General features: G+C 66.8%; 12 protein-coding genes. 5 read left to right on the top strand and 7 right to left on the bottom strand.

Features of this window, described 5'->3' with window-relative positions; all coding sequences use genetic code 11:
- Positions 1–41 precede the first annotated feature (41 nt).
- Positions 42–1,466: an exodeoxyribonuclease I gene (gene sbcB, locus AB8808_RS09235; protein WP_369928713.1), complete on the top strand. Its 1,425-nt coding sequence runs from the start codon at positions 42–44 to the stop codon at positions 1,464–1,466.
- 6 nt (positions 1,467–1,472) lie between these two features.
- Positions 1,473–2,159: a DUF2461 domain-containing protein gene (locus tag AB8808_RS09230; protein ID WP_369928711.1), complete on the top strand. Its 687-nt coding sequence runs from the start codon at positions 1,473–1,475 to the stop codon at positions 2,157–2,159.
- Between the two features lie 199 nt (positions 2,160–2,358).
- Here the strand turns inward: AB8808_RS09230 and epmA are convergent, their stop codons facing one another.
- Both epmA and ligA read right to left on the bottom strand, forming a co-directional pair.
- Complete coding sequence (gene epmA / locus AB8808_RS09225) at positions 2,359–3,312, bottom strand: EF-P lysine aminoacylase EpmA (protein ID WP_369928709.1); 954 nt, start codon at positions 3,310–3,312, stop codon at positions 2,359–2,361.
- The gene (ligA, locus tag AB8808_RS09220) at positions 3,309–5,696 is read right to left on the bottom strand and encodes an NAD-dependent DNA ligase LigA (RefSeq protein WP_369928707.1); all 2,388 of its coding nucleotides are present in this window, start codon (positions 5,694–5,696) and stop codon (positions 3,309–3,311) included. The genes epmA and ligA overlap by 4 nt, the downstream gene beginning before the upstream one ends.
- Positions 5,697–5,798: 102 nt before the next feature.
- Here ligA and AB8808_RS09215 point away from each other — a divergent pair, with 102 nt between their 5' ends.
- Positions 5,799–7,283: an MFS transporter gene (locus AB8808_RS09215; RefSeq protein ID WP_369928705.1), complete on the top strand. Its 1,485-nt coding sequence runs from the start codon at positions 5,799–5,801 to the stop codon at positions 7,281–7,283.
- On the opposite strand, the gene AB8808_RS09210 is transcribed toward AB8808_RS09215, so the two are convergent.
- Positions 7,222–8,661 carry a cryptochrome/photolyase family protein gene (locus AB8808_RS09210; RefSeq protein ID WP_369928704.1) on the bottom strand — a complete coding sequence of 480 codons (1,440 nt, stop codon included), beginning with the start codon at positions 8,659–8,661 and terminating at the stop codon, positions 7,222–7,224. The two genes, AB8808_RS09215 and AB8808_RS09210, sit on opposite strands and share 62 nt — an antisense overlap.
- Before the next feature lie 117 nt (positions 8,662–8,778).
- On the opposite strand from AB8808_RS09210, the gene AB8808_RS09205 reads away from it, so the two are divergent.
- Positions 8,779–9,228, top strand: a complete 450-nt coding sequence (locus tag AB8808_RS09205; protein ID WP_369928702.1) for a glycine zipper 2TM domain-containing protein — start codon at positions 8,779–8,781, stop codon at positions 9,226–9,228.
- Between the two features lie 288 nt (positions 9,229–9,516).
- The gene (locus tag AB8808_RS09200; protein ID WP_369928700.1) at positions 9,517–11,187 is read left to right on the top strand and encodes a S41 family peptidase; all 1,671 of its coding nucleotides are present in this window, start codon (positions 9,517–9,519) and stop codon (positions 11,185–11,187) included.
- On the opposite strand, the gene lpxK is transcribed toward AB8808_RS09200, so the two are convergent.
- Genes lpxK through AB8808_RS09180 form a run of 4 tightly spaced genes read right to left on the bottom strand, consistent with a single transcriptional unit; the run spans position 11,111 to position 14,969 of the window.
- Complete coding sequence (gene lpxK / locus AB8808_RS09195) at positions 11,111–12,103, bottom strand: tetraacyldisaccharide 4'-kinase (protein WP_369928698.1); 993 nt, start codon at positions 12,101–12,103, stop codon at positions 11,111–11,113. The two genes, AB8808_RS09200 and lpxK, sit on opposite strands and share 77 nt — an antisense overlap.
- A gap of 2 nt (positions 12,104–12,105) precedes the next feature.
- Complete coding sequence (gene msbA, locus AB8808_RS09190; RefSeq protein WP_369928696.1) at positions 12,106–13,881, bottom strand: lipid A export permease/ATP-binding protein MsbA; 1,776 nt, start codon at positions 13,879–13,881, stop codon at positions 12,106–12,108.
- Entirely contained in the window at positions 13,878–14,306 is a 429-nt protein-coding gene (locus AB8808_RS09185; protein WP_036141963.1) for an ExbD/TolR family protein, read from the bottom strand. The genes msbA and AB8808_RS09185 overlap by 4 nt, the downstream gene beginning before the upstream one ends.
- 3 nt (positions 14,307–14,309) lie before the next feature.
- A complete protein-coding gene (locus AB8808_RS09180) occupies positions 14,310–14,969 on the bottom strand; it encodes a MotA/TolQ/ExbB proton channel family protein (RefSeq protein ID WP_036141965.1) in 660 nt (219 codons plus the stop codon).
- Between the last annotated feature and the right edge of the window lie 30 nt (positions 14,970–14,999).

Genomic DNA, 14,999 nt, shown 5'->3' with positions numbered 1-14,999 from the left:
GCGCGCGTGGAAAGGAGGTCGACCCATGCGATGATATCGCGATGGCCGAACCGACCTTCTTCTGGCACGACTACGAAACCTTCGGCACCGATCCGCGCCGGGACCGTCCCAGCCAGTTCGCCGGCATCCGCACCGACGCCAACCTGCAGATCGTCGGCGAGCCGCTGATGATCTACTGCCGGCCGCCGCGGGATACCCCGCCGCAACCCGGCGCCTGCCTGGTCACCGGCATCGCGCCGCAGCTGGCCGAGCGCGAAGGCCTGCGCGAGGCCGAATTCGCCGCCGCCATCCACGAACAGCTGGCCATGCCGGGCACCTGCACGGTGGGCTACAACTCGCTGCGTTTCGACGACGAATTCACGCGACACCTTCTTTACCGCAATTTCTACGATCCGTATGGCCGCGAGTGGGAAAACGGCAATTCACGCTGGGACCTGATCGACCTGGTGCGGCTGTGCCAGGCGCTGCGCCCGGAGGGCATCGTCTGGCCCACCCGCGACGACGGCACGCCCAGCTTCAAGCTGGAGCACCTGGCCGTCGCCAACGGCCTGAAGCAGGACCGCGCGCACGATGCCCTGTCGGACGTGGAGGCGCTGATCGCCCTGGCCCGCCTGATCCACCAGCGGCAGCCGAAACTGTGGGACTGGTATTTCGCCCTGCGCCGCAAGCAGCGCGTGCTCGAGCTGCTCGACGTCGCGGCGATGACGCCGGTGGTGCACGTGTCTTCGCGCTATCCGGCCAGCCGCCAGTGCCTGACCGTCATCGCGCCCCTGGCCATGCATCCGGCGCGCGCGGGCGAGATCATCGTCTACGACCTCGGTGCCGACCCGGCCGACCTGCTGGCACTGGACGACGGCGACATCGCCGATCGCGTGTTCACCTCACGTGCCGACCTGCCCGAGGGCGTGGAGCGCATCGCCCTGCGCACGATCAAGGCCAACCACGCCCCCGCGCTGGCGCCGCTATCCGTGCTCAAGGGTGCCGACCACGCGCGACTGGGCCTGGACATGGACGGGGTGACGCGCCACCTGGAGGCGCTGCGCCACGCCGACGGCCTGGCCGAAAAAGTGCGCCGCGTCTACGGCCATGCCGCCGCGCACGCCCCGGCGGAAGACCCGGAACTGGCCCTCTACGGCGCGTTCCTGCCGGATGCCGACCGCCGCCTGCTGGCCGACGTGCGCGCCACGCCGCCGGAGCAGCTGGGCACCCGCACGTTCCCGTTCCGCGATCCGCGCTACCCGGAGCTGCTGTTCCGCTACCGCGCGCGCAACTGGCCGGAAAGCCTGACCGTACAGGAACACGCACGCTGGGAGGCCTTCCGCGCCGATCGGCTCACGCGCCACGGCCCGTTGACCACGCTTACGCTCGACGACTACCGCCTCGAACTCGCCACGCTCCGTGCCCTGCCCGACGCCCCGCTGCCGCTGCTCGACCAGCTGGAAGCGTGGGGCCACGAACTGCCCTGAAGACCCATGCCTCCCACCTACTTCACGCCCGCCACGTTCCGCTTCTTCAAGTCGCTGATGCGCAACAACAACCGCGAGTGGTTCCAGGACCACAAGCCGGATTACGAGCGCCACGTGCGCGAACCGTTCCTGCGCCTGATCGGCGACCTGGACGCACCGCTGAAGAAGATCAGCCCGCACTACCGCGCCGACACCCGCAAGGTGGGCGGCTCGCTGTATCGCATCCACCGCGACACGCGTTTCGCCAACGACAAACAGCCTTACAAGGGCTGGCAGGGCTCGCGCTTCTTCCACGAGCGCCGCCACGAGATCCAGGCGCCGGGCTTCTACGTGCACATCCAGCCGGGCGAATGTTTCGTCGGCGGCGGCATGTGGCACCCGGAGCCGCCGGTGCTGAAAAAACTCCGCGACTTCCTGGCCGACAACCCGGATGCATGGAAGCGCGCCACGCACGGCAGGGCCTTCCAGGAGCGCTTCAGCTTCTGGGGCGAAAGCCTGACCCGGCCGCCCCGCGGCTTCGATCCCAACCACGAGTTGATTGCCGACCTGAAGCGGAAGAACTTCGCCGCCGGGCAGGACTTCGACGAGGCCATGGCCTGTTCGCCGGAGCTGCTGCCCTTCATCGTCGACAACTTCAAGCGACTGGCACCCATGGTCGATTACCTGTGCGCGGCGCAAGAACTGGAATTCTGAGTGTAGGAGCGCACGCATGTGCGCGACATGTGTTGAGGCCATGGATCCAATCTGGCGCATGAATCCCGTGGATCGACGCAACCCGTGGATCGACACGAAAACATGTCGCGCACGTGCGTGCGCTCCTACACATCCCAGGTCGCTGCACCTTTGTAGGAGCGCACGATGTGCGCGACATGTGTCGAGGCCGGCAGCCGGCTTACGCGCGCGCAAACGGGAACGCCAGCACGTCGGCGATGGCATCGGTGCCGGCCAGCACCATCAACAGGCGTTCGATGCCCAGCGCCACACCCGCACAGGCGGGCATCGCATCCAGCACCGCCAGCAGCGGTTCGTCGAGCGGCACCTCGCGATCGCCGCGTGCGCGACGCTTGTCGTTGTCGCGCTCGAAGCGCGACCGTTGCTCGGCGGCGTCGTTGAGTTCGTGGTACCCGTTGGCGACCTCGTACGGCCCGATATACACCTCGAAGCGTTCCGCCACCGGTGGCTCGCCCGGACGTATCCGCGCGAGCGCGCACTGGCTTGCCGGAAAATCGCGCACCACGGTGACCCGGTCGCGCGGGAACGCGGGCTGCAGGCGGTGGGTCAGCAGCAGGTCGAGCCAGTCGTCGCGCTCCAGGCCGTCGCCGTCGATCACGGTGGTGCCTTGCAACGCGCCCCGCAGCACGTCGACCGTGTCCACGAGCGGGTCGATACCCAATGCATCGTGGAACAGGCTGCGGTAGGTCGTCTCCACGATATCGACGGTCTTGCCGGCGTGCACCAGCACGCGCTGGAGCAGGTCGATCACCTCGCGCGCCAGCCGCGTGTCGTCCCAGCCCACGCGGTACCACTCCAGCATGGTGAACTCGGGATTGTGCCGCCCGCCCGCCTCGCCGTCGCGGAACACGCGGCCCAGTTCGTAGATATCCGGGGCGCCTGCGGCCAGCAGCCGCTTTAGCGGGAACTCGGGCGAGGTGCGTAGCCAGCGTTCGCGCGCGCCGGCATCCACGTGGCCGCTGAACCGGGTGGTGAAGCTGCGGATGTTCGGATCGGTGTTGCCCGCGGCGGAGAGGATGGGCGTCTCCACCTCCAGCACGCCGCGCTCGGCAAAGAAGGCACGGATGTGCGCGTAGGTGTCCGCGCGCAGACGCAGCGCCGCCAGTTCGCTCACGGTGCCACCCCATGTTCGGTCAACAACGCGAGCAGGTCGGCCTCCGTCGCCACCGGCACGCCCAGCTCCTTCGCCTTGTCCAGTTTGGAACCGGCGGCTTCACCGGCAAACACGGTGGTGGTCTTCTTCGAAACCGAGCCGGCCACCTTGGCGCCGAGACTTTCCAGACGCTCGGTAGCGTCGTCGCGCTTGAGCGTTTCCATGGTGCCGGTGATGACGTAGGTGTGGCCTTCGAGCGGCAACGCCGCGGCGGCCTTGGCCGGCAGCGCGGCGGCCAAGGCCGCCATCGCCGCCGCATGCGCCCGGATGGCGGTGGCGTTGGCCTTGTCGCCGAGATACGCCATGAGGTTGGACGCGGCGGCCTGCGGCACGCCGGCCACGATCCACTGGTGCTCACCGGCCTTGATCATGTCGTCGAGGTTGGCATAGTGCCTGGCAAGCGTGGCCGTGCTCTTCGGGCCCAGCTTGGACACCTTCGCGGCATCCAGCAGCACGTCGAAGCCCAGCCGCTCGCGCAGCTTCGGCGACGGCTCGCTCTCGTCGGTGAAGGTGATGTAGCCGAGCAGCGCGTCGACCACGTCGTTATTCCCGTCCTGGCCGAAGAAGGCCTCGATCGACGTCGCCACCTCGTCACCGATATCGGGCAACACGCGCAGCACCGGCGCGGGAGCCTTGCGGACGTGTTCGATCGAACCGAGCCAGGTCGCCAGCGTCTTGGCCGTGCTTTCGCCGATATGCATGATGCCCAGGCCGAACAGGAACCTCGGCAGCGTCGTGGTCCGGCTCTTATCGATGGCCGCCACGAGATTGTCGGCCCACTTCGTCGCCACCTTGCCCTGCTTCACCGTCTCGGGCGTCGATCCGTCGCGCTCGTCGGCGAGGGTCTTCATCCGGATGAAGTCGTCGACGGTGAGCGCGTACAGGTCGGCCGGCGTCTTCACCATGTCGAACTCGACCAGGGCGTCGACGAAGCGATCGCCCAGGCCGTCGATATCCATCGCGCGACGCGAGGCGAAGTGGATCAGCGCCTCCTTGCGCTGCGCGGCACAGACCAGCCCGCCCGAGCAGCGGAACGCCGCCGCGCCTTCTTCCCGCAGCAATTCGGAGCCGCACACCGGACAGGTGGCCGGCATCTGCCATGCCACCGTCTTCGCCGGCCGGCGCTCTTCGACCACGCGGGCCACCTCGGGAATGACATCGCCCGCACGGCGAACGATCACGGTGTCGCCGATGCGAACATCGAGGCGTGCCACCTGGTCGGCGTTGTGCAACGTGGCGTTGGTCACGGTGACGCCGCCGACCTGCACGGGCGTGAGGCGTGCCACGGGGGTGGCCGCACCGGTACGGCCGATCTGGATCTCGATCGCTTCCACCGTGGTCATCTGCTCTTGCGCGGGGTACTTGTGCGCGATGGCCCAGCGCGGCGCACGCGAGACGAAGCCCATCTCGCGCTGGCCCTCGTAGTCGTCCAGCTTGTAGACCACGCCGTCGATGTCGTACGGCAGGCGATCGCGCTTGTCGCCGATCTTGCGGAAATAGGCGATCAGCCCGTCGAAGCCTTTCGCCGTGCATACTTCCGACGATACGGGAAAACCCCATTCGCGCAGTTTCGCCAGCGTGGCCGAATGGGTGTCGGGCAGCGTGCCGCCATCGACACGACCGATGGCATAGGCGAAGAACGCCAGCGGGCGCCGGGCGGTCACCGCCGGATCGAGTTGGCGCAGCGAGCCCGCCGCGCCGTTGCGGGGATTGGCCAGCGGTTTCTCGCCGGCGTCGCGCGCGCGCGCATTGAACGCCTCGAAACCGGCACGCGGCATGATCACCTCGCCACGCACTTCCAGCAGGCGGGGCCAGCCCTCGCCACGCAGGCGCAGCGGAATGGCTTTGACGGTGCGCAGGTTGGCGGTCACGTCCTCACCCACGGCGCCGTCGCCGCGCGTGGCACCCTGCACGAACACGCCCTCTTCGTAGCGCAGGCTGATGGCCAGGCCGTCCAGCTTGGGCTCCACCGAGAACACGGGCTGGCGTCGGCCCAGGGTCTGCTCGATGCGGCGCTCGAAATCGGCCACCTCGCAGTAGCGCGTGCGATCGTCGTCGCCGTCCTGCTCGAACGCGTTACCCAGCGACAGCATGGGCAACGCATGCGTCACCTCGGCGAAACCACCGTGCGCACGCGCACCGACGCGACGCGTGGGCGAGTCGAGCGCGGCCAGGTCCGTGTACTCGGCTTCCAGGGCTTCCAGCTCGCGCATCATGCGGTCGTATTCGGCATCCGACAGATCGGGCTCGTCGAGTACGTGGTAGCGGTAGTTCGCGTCCTCGATGCGGCGGCGCAGTTCGGCGGCACGCACGGCTTCGGTGTCGGGGGCGGTGGGTTGCGGCATGTGCAGGGTCCGTGAGGGCGGGTGCGAGGCAGACACAACCCTGAACTGTCGGCTGAAGCTGCCGCAAAAGCAAGCAGGGCATCGGTTATAATCGTCCAAACCATGCCCCCTTACGACGTCATAGACAGTACCGCGTCCACCGACGTCCACGCCCTGCCCACCGATCGCCCGGCCCTCGCCCCGGCGGAGCCTTCCAGCAAGGCGCGCTACCGCGGCCTGATCTGGCTCGTCTCGGCGGCGTTCTTCATGCAGGCGCTGGACGCGACCATCGTGAACACCGCCGTGCCGGCGATCTCGCAGGCACTGCAGGTGACCCCGCTGAGCATGCGCACGGCGCTCACCAGCTACGTACTCACGCTGGCCATCTTCATCCCGATGAGCCCCTGGCTATGCGATCGCTTCGGCACGCGCCGGGTCTTCGGCGGCGCCATCCTCGTGTTCGCCATCGGCTCGCTACTGTGCGGCGTGGCGCAGAGCCTGCCGCAACTGGTGGCCGCGCGCATCGTCCAGGGCCTGGGCGGCGCGGCGCTGATGCCGGTGGGACGCTACGTGCTGGTGCGCAGCATCGACCGCCGCCAGTTCGTCAGCGCCATGACCACCGTGGCCACGTTCGGCCTGCTCGGTTCCGTCGTCGGCCCGCTGATCGGTGGCGCGCTGGTGGAGTTCACCAACTGGCGCCTGATCTTCCTGATCAATGTCCCGGTGGGTATCGTCGGGCTGGTGCTGAACCGGCGCGAGATGCCCGAGTACCGGCTCGACCAGCCCCATCGTTTCGATACCACCGGTTTCATCCTGTTCGCCGGTGCGTCCGCGCTGCTGCTGATGGCGGCGGAGACGGCCGGCGGCCGCGGGCACGGGCTCGAGGTGGCCGGCTACGCGTTGGCGGCGGTGGCCAGCGCCGTGCTTTACGTGCGGCACAGCCGGCGCACCGAGTTTCCCGTCAGCGATCTCTCGTTGCTGAAAGTGCGCAGCGTGTGGGTCGCGCTGGCCGGCAACCTGTTCACCCGGCTGGGCGTGTCGGGCATGTACCTGCTGCTGGTGCTGTTCCTGCAGATCGGCTGCGGCTGGTCGCCGCTGGTGGCCGGCATGATGATGGTGCCGCAGGCCATCGGTTCGATCACGGTCAAGCCCTTCATCAACCGGCTGCTGACCCGCTTCGGCTATCGGCGCCTGCTGCTGGGCAACACGTTCGCCGTGTCCGCGGTGCTGTGTTCGTTCGCCCTGCTCTCGGCGGATACGCCGCCCTGGATCATTATCGTCTTCGTGTATGTCTACGGTGCGGTGATGTCGCTGCAGTACACCTCGATGAACACCCTGGCCTATGTGGACCTGGACGTCCGCTATGCGTCGCAGGCCTCGTCCATGGCCTCGACCGCGCAATACCTGTCGATGAGCTTCGGTATCGCCCTGGCGTCGTTGCTGATGGCGGCGTTCCTCGGCTCGCACAACGCGCAGGGCTATGTCTGGGCGTTCCGCTGGGCCGTGATCGTCCTGGGCCTGATCACGCTGGCGGCCAGCTGGATCTTCAGTCGCCTGCACGATCCGCGGACGGCGCCCGACCGCTCCGCGACGCCTGGTACGCCGTAAGCGCGTCCTCGCGCGTGGCCTTGAGATCGACCATGGGGCCCGGGTAACCGGAGGCCTTCAGGAACGCCTCGTCCTCCCACGGTGCGTGCACCAGCCGGCCCGGCGCGTCCCGCAGCTCGGGCACCCAGCGCCGGATGTATGCGCCGTCCTTGTCGAACCGTTCCGACTGGGTCACGGGGTTGAAGATACGGAAGTACGGCGCCGCATCCGCGCCGCTGCCGGCCACCCACTGCCAGCCCAGCGAGTTGTTGGCCAGGTCGGCGTCGACCAGCGTGTCCCAGAACCACTTCGACCCCAGCACCCAGTGCTGGCGCATGTTCTTGGTCAGCAGGCTGGCCACCAGCATGCGCACGCGGTTGTGCATCCAGCCCGTGGCCCACAGCTCGCGCATGCCCGCATCCACGATGGGGATGCCGGTCATGCCCTGCTTCCAGCGACGTAACGCATGGGCGTCGCGCGGGGCCCAGCGGAAAGCGTCGAACTTCGGGTTGAAGTTTTCCTTCGGTGTTTTAGGAAAATGAAACAGCAGGTGATGAGCGAATTCGCGCCAGCCCAGCTGGCGCAGGTAGGGCTCGATGTCCGGCGCTTTCTTGTGTCGCGCCGCATGGGCACGAAGGCCGGCCGCGATCTGCAACGGCGATATCTCGCCCCAGTGCAGGTGCGGCGACAGGCGCGAGGTACCGTGGCGCGCCGGCAGGTCGCGCCCTTCGACGTAATGCCCGACGGCATCGTCCGCGAAGAGGTGGAGCATGTCCTGCGCGCCCTGCTCCCCCGGCGTCCACTCGTCGAAGCCCCTGGCCCAGTCGCGCGTGGGCAGCAGGCCCAGGTCGTCCAGCGCGACGGATCGAGGCAGCGTGCCCAGGTGCATCGACGCCGGCGCCTCCACCGCGTCCACGGCGTCGATGCGGGTGCGCAGGTTGCGCCAGAAGGGGGTGAACACCCGATAGGGTTCGTCCTGCTTCGTGGCGACATCCCAGGGCTCGCACCACAGCGAGGCATTGAACGAAGCGACGTCGATGCCGTCGGCCTCCAAGGCCTTGCGTACGGCCTTGTCCCGCCGGATCACCCGCGGCTCGTACAACCGGTTGAAGTAGACGGCCGTCGCGCCGGTCGCCTCGATCGCCGCCCGCAGGGCATCGAGGCTCGACCCGCGACCGACCTGCAGGGCACCCCGGTGCTTGCCGAGCGAGGCGTCCAGCGCCGCCAGCGAATGGTGCAGCCACCAGCGCCCGGCCGCGCCGGGCGCCCATTCGCCCTCTTCGTCCGGCGCATGGATATACAAAGGGACCACCCGGTCGTGCGCCTTGAGCGCCTCCACCAGGGCGGGATTGTCGGCAAGCCGCAGGTCGCGGCGGAACCACATGAGGGCGATAGTCATGGGCGTAGTATCCAAGGTTTGCGTGAAGCGCGGATATCGCTCGCCATCCGTTCAGCAGCAATGCTTAGACTGGTGCCACTACGGCCCTGTTCCCGCCATCGATTGAGGAGTGACTCCATGCATATCAAGACCGTTCTCGGCCTTCCCCTGGCCGCCCTTCTCGCCACGGCGGTCGTCGCTCCCGCGTCGGCTGCCACCCTGACCCGCAGTGATGGCATCTACGTCCGCTGCGACCAGTGCGGCGTGGTGCAGAGCATCGAGCACAACGTCGTCCAGGGCCGTGACCACGGAACCGCCGGCGCCGTCATCGGCGCTATCGCCGGCGGCGTGCTCGGCAACCAGGTCGGTCGCGGCAACGGCCGCAAGCTGGCCACGGTGGGTGGCGCCGTCGGCGGCGGCTTCGCCGGCAACGCTATCGGCAAGGGCGGCGGCAGCGACAGCTACACCCTCCGCCTGAAGATGGGCGCCGGCGGCTACAGCAACGTCCAGGTCAAGGACGCCAGCGCCATCCGCGAAGGCGACATCGTGGTCGTCGACGAAAACGGCAACGTCTCCCGCGTGCAGTAACCCAGCCACCGTGCGTCACCGGCGTAGGAGCGCACGATGTGCGCGATCCGACGCTAGCGATGTCACCGATTCGACAAAAAAACTCCAGAGCCCGGACCTCCTGTCCGGCCTGGGGTTTTTTTACGTCCAACCGAGCGTTCGTGCAGCGAGGTTCGTGAGGCAAAAGCCGTTATCTCAATAGCATGAGCTAGCCGAACCATGCGTCGAGGCCATCCATCCCCGGAAAGTCGAACGGAAGGCAGCCGTGCTATTGAACGTAGCAAACAGGGGCGGAAAGACCGGGACGTCATGCCAAAGCATAAAACGGGGTCATCATCCCTTAAACGAAAAATCGTTATTTCGGTGGCTATCGGCACCACGACGTTTTTGATCCTGCTTGCCGTGCTGACGTACATCGGCTATCGACGTTTGCATATGCGGCCGATCGAAAAATTCAACCTGGTGTGGTCCACCGTTCGCGATCACTACTACGACCCACATTTCAACGGATACGACTGGGTAGCTGTCCGCGACAGGTTCGCAAAACGAGTTCCCGAGGACGATCCGAGGGAATTCGTTACGGGTCAGATCATCGATGACATGTTGTCCCTTCTGGAAGTATCGCATCTGAATTATGAGCCGACCTGGGAAGCAAGGCCTGCAATCACCGGAGTAAAAAGCAATAGCCCCGCATCGCTTCCGCTGGCCGTCAACTTATTTGGCGGCTTGCTCATCGACGATCCCACGCTACCTGTACGCCCTGTGCTGCAGCGTCTTGATGCGTCGTCCTTCCTTGCGAGGCACGGTGTCAAGCCCGGGCTACCTCTCGCGTTGGATATCGTCGAAGAAAGGCAAGACAAAGCAGCTTCGACCATCGTCCGGAAGTTGGCTTACGAAATTACGTTGCCGGATGGGAGCGTACGCGAACTGATCGCCGACCTGCCGCTAGCCAACCCGGACCGACCCTTGCCGTACATCGACTACGCCGACAAGCGCATAGTCGTGGACAGGATCGACCAAGCGTCTTTTGAACGACTGCATCGCCTGCTTCTCGAACCCGCTGCCAGCCTGTTGCCCGTCGTCTATCCAGCCCTCGGTGTCACCCTCTCGCATGGACGCGACAGCCGGCCGCCGAGAGTCACTGACGTCACCAAGGATTCATCGGCAGCCAAAGCTGGAATCGAACCCGGGTCGCTCGTCGAAGCGATGCATTGTTCATCGGCCGCGGCCAGCGCATCCCTGTGCCACATGGAACTGAAGCTTCCCGACGGCCGGGTGATGTCCGCGAATCTCCCGCTGTTCGATGTATCGCTCCACGCTCACGCTGACGAGGACAACGTCTCTGCCGTAATGGAGGGTCCGGTTCTGGTGCTGCGGTTCAACACGTTCGATCGAGCCAGCGCTACGTGGCTGATGGCGCAACTGCGTGCCAGGCATCCGGAAAAGGTCATCCTGGACCTGCGTCACAATCACGGAGGAGATGTCGTTGCCCTTCAGACGATTCTTGCTCAATTTCTCCCCGCCGGTGCAACGATAGCCAGTACGCAAGACGCCACCGGTCGGAGCAATCGGTTGACTGTGCCCTCTGGCTCAATCCTGTCGGCAGCCAAGCTTGCCGTATTGATCGGCCCAGGTTCTGCGAGCGCGGCGGAAGTCACTGCCGCAGCGCTTCAATACCATGGGCGAGCCAAGCTGATCGGCATGACTACGTCGGGCAAAGTGATGGAGAGCATGCTGTTCCACTTTCCGGACGGCTCGCAGGTAAAGATCGCGACGTCCGCACTGCAAGACCCTTCCGGCAGAACTTTGGAAGGCCAAGGCGTCCTGCCCGATGTGGCGCGGCAAAACACCCTCGCTGACATTCAGCAGGAACGCGACGTACCCATGACCTGCGCGCTGGCCATCATGAATGATGTGCCTTGCCCTGAGCCACCTTCGCCGCCACCGCATCATAAAACGACGCCGGCAACACCGCCCTAACCGGTACGCGCCACCAGTTCTCGCGCGCGAAATCCCGGCACTTCACCGCATCCTTGTCGGTCATCAACACCGGACAGCCATCCGCGAAAGTGAAATCGTCACGGGTGAACGCGTGGTGGTCGGCGAACGGATGTCCATCCACCGTGATCCCCTGCGCGGCCAGGCTGGCGAAGAAGCGCGCCGGATGACCGATACCGGCAACTGCATGCGCGGGACGCCCCGCAAACTCCGACAGCGGCACGCTGCGCGAGGGGTCGGCCATGTTGACGGCGATGCCACCTTGCAGGCTCATCGCGATCTCGCCGGGCTGCGCGGCATCGCCGTTGACCACGATGAAATCCACCCGCGCCAGCCGGCTGGCGGGCTCGCGCAGCGGGCCGGCGGGCAGCAGATGGCCGTTGCCAAAACGGCGTTCGCCGTCGATGACGCAGATGTCCACATCACGGCCCAGCCGATGGTGCTGCAAGCCGTCGTCGGCGAGGATCAGGTTGCACCCCGCGTCGATCAGCAATTGCGCGGCTTCCGGGCGCTCGCGGCCAATGGCGACGGGAAAACCGCTCTGGCGGATCAGGGCGGGCTCGTCGCCGACCTTCGCCGGTGCATCGTCCAGGCCCAGCAGCAGCGGGCCACGCTCGCTGCCGCCGTAGCCACGGCTGACGATGCCGGGGCGAAACCCACGTGCGCTCATGGCGTGGGCGAGGGCCACGATCAGCGGCGTCTTGCCGGTACCACCAAGGGTGATGTTACCCACCACCACCACGGGCACCGACAGCCTGACCACGGCCGAGGGATCCCGGCGAAAGCGCCGCGCGCGCTGGCGCACCACGGCGCGGTACAGCGCTTCCAGCGGACGTGTCCACAGCGGGGGGTGCCCTCCGCCATACCACCGCCGCTGCAGGGAGTCGCCGAGGGCCACGATCAGCCTTCGGACGGCTGCTCGTGGAACTGCATGCGGTGCAGCGCGGCGTACTGGCCGTGCTTGTCCAGCAACTGCCGGTGCGTGCCCAGTTCGATGATGCGGCCCTGTTCCATCACGGCGATCTGGTCGGCGTGCTCGATGGTGGACAGGCGGTGCGCGATCACCAGCGTGGTGCGATCGCGCATGAGGCGGGTCAAGGCGTCCTGGATCAGTCGCTCGGATTCGGTATCCAGCGCGCTGGTGGCTTCGTCCAGCACGAGGATCGGTGCGTTCTTCAGGATGGCGCGTGCGATGGCGATGCGCTGGCGCTGGCCGCCGGACAGCGAATTGCCGCCCTGCCCGATCTGCGTGTGCAACCCCTCGGGCAGGCGCTCGATGAACTCCATGGCATTTGCCGCCTTCGCCGCGGCCACGATGTCTTCCTCGGAGGCGCCGGCCATTTCGCCATAGGCGATGTTGGCGACCACGGTGTCGTCGAACAACACGACGTGCTGGCCGACCCAGGCGATCTGCTGGCGCAGCGAAGCCAGGGTGTACTGCGCGTAGTCGCGGCCGTCGAGCAGGATATGGCCCTCGGTCGGCTCGTAGAAGCGTGGCAGCAGGCTGACCAGGCTGGACTTGCCGCTGCCGGAGCGCCCCACCAGCGCCGTGACGGTGCCCGGGGCGCAGACCAGGTCGACGCCACGCAACGCCATGTGGTTGTTGCGCTCGTAGACCAGCCGGACGTTCTCGAAGCGGAGGTCGCCGCGCGTGCGCACGAGGGGCTCGGTGCCGTTATCGACTTCGGCCGGCTCGTCGATGATGGCGAACAGGTCTTCCGCGGCGCTGACGCCCTTCTGCAGGTTGGACTGGATGCCGGCCAGGCGCTTGAGCGACGGCAGCATGCCGCCCATGGCCGTGAGCACCGCCGTGAACACGCCGGGGGTGATGGTCTCGATGACGCCCGGCCGCGTGCCCAGGAACACCAGCGTGGCCAGCGCCATGGCGCCGACGGTCTGGATCGTGGCGCTGGAGGCCGCACTGGTCGCCGACACCTTGAGGTTGAGCCGGCGCTGACGGTCGGCGATGGACGCGAAGCGGTCGCCTTCGCGCGCCTGCCCGCCGTAGATGCGCACTTCGCGATTGGCCGCGACGGCTTCTTCCACGGCACTGGTCACCGTGCCCATGTTGCCCTGGATGCGCTTGCTGATCTTGCGGTAGCGGCGGCTGATCACGGTGACGATCACCACGACGCACGGCACCAGCACCAGCAGCGCCATGGCCAGGTAGGCGCTCTGGTAGAGCATGACCGACAGCAGGCCGACCACGGTCAGACCTTCGGTCACCGCCACCTTGAGCGAATCCGACGATGCCGCCGCCACCTGCTCGCTGGTGTAGGTGATGCGCGAGATCTGCTGGCCCGACGGCTCCTTGGCGAAGAACGTGGACGGCAGGCGCAGGTACGCCGCGAACACGTCGATGCGGATGGCCTGGACCACGTTGCGACCGACATAGGCAATGCCGTAGTCGGTGCAGTAGGAGGCCACGCCGCGCACCGCGAAGATGCCGATGATCCAGATGGGCATCCAGAAGATGGTGTGCGCATCGCGGGCGATGAACAGGTTGTCGATCAGCGGCTGCAACAGGTTGGTGAACAACGACAGGCAGGCCGGATCGATGACCATGCCGACGATGGCGACGATACCCGCCGCGCGATAGCGCCGGGTGTAGCCGAGCAGGCGCTTGTAGGTCTGCCAGGTCCGGGCATCCCAGACCGACGTGCGGGTAGCGTTCACGGCTTGGCCGTTCCTTCGGAAGGCGTGGTGGCGATGGACAAGCGCGTGAAGCCGACCTGGCCCAGCGCATCCATGGCGCGCACCACGTTCTGGTGGGGCGTCATCGCGTCGGCACGGATCACCACGAGACGATTGCGGTCGTCGCCGGCGGCGCGCTGGATGGCCGTCTTCAGGGGCTCGATGCCCTCGCCCATCACTTCATCGCTGCCCACGGCGTAATGCCCGTCGCGGTCGATGACCACGTTGAGTGCGTTGTCCGTGCCCTCGCGCGCCTCGCCGTCGGCCTTGGGCAGGTCGACCTTGAGCCGCGAGTGCTGGACGAAGGTGGTGCTGAGCACGAAGAACATCAGCAGGGTGAGCAGGACATCGATCAGCGAGATCACGTTGATCTCGAAGTCGTCCTCGCGACGAGAGCCGATGCGCATGGATCAACCGGCCTGCGGCGCGGCGGTGTCCGCCGCGGCAGGGCGACGGCGCGCGGCGGGACGTGCCGCAGAGAGGTCATCGAGCAACGCGGTAGCTTCCTTTTCCATCTGCACCACGTAGCCGCCCACCTTCGAGCGGAAATAACGGTGCAGCACGTAGGCCGGAATCGAGACGATCAGGCCGAACGCCGTGCAGATCAGGGCTTCGCCGATGCCGCCGGCCATGCGCGTGGGATCGCCGATGCCGCCGGCCATCACGCCCATGAACATGCGGATCAGGCCGATGACCGTGCCCAGCAGGCCCAGCAGCGGCCCGATGAGGGCGATGGTGCCCAGCGTGTTGAGGTAACGCTCCATGCGATGGACCACATGGCGACCGCTGTCCTCGATCCGCTCCTTGATGATCTCGCGGGGGCGATCGCGCACGGCCAGCGCGCCGGCGAACAGTTCACCCAGGGGCGAGCCCTTCTCCAGCGCCGCGAGGTGGCCGGCATCCAGCTGGGCGGAACGCGCCCACTGGCGCACTTCGTCGCCCAGTCCTGGCGGCAGTACCGCCGCGCGGCGCAGTGCCCAGAAGCGTTCGAACACGATCGCCATGGCGACCAGCGAGCAGATCAGGATCGGCAGCAATGCCCAGCCGCCAGCGAGAAGGATCTCGAGCACGTGAACCCCGGAGGTACGTTTGAGTCAGGG

The organism is Xanthomonas sp. NCPPB 2632 (genome assembly GCF_041228075.2).
Classification (GTDB): Bacteria; Pseudomonadota; Gammaproteobacteria; order Xanthomonadales; family Rhodanobacteraceae; genus Luteibacter.
Note: the sequence above shows the minus strand (reverse complement) of the source record. Positions and strands in the feature narration are given on the sequence as shown.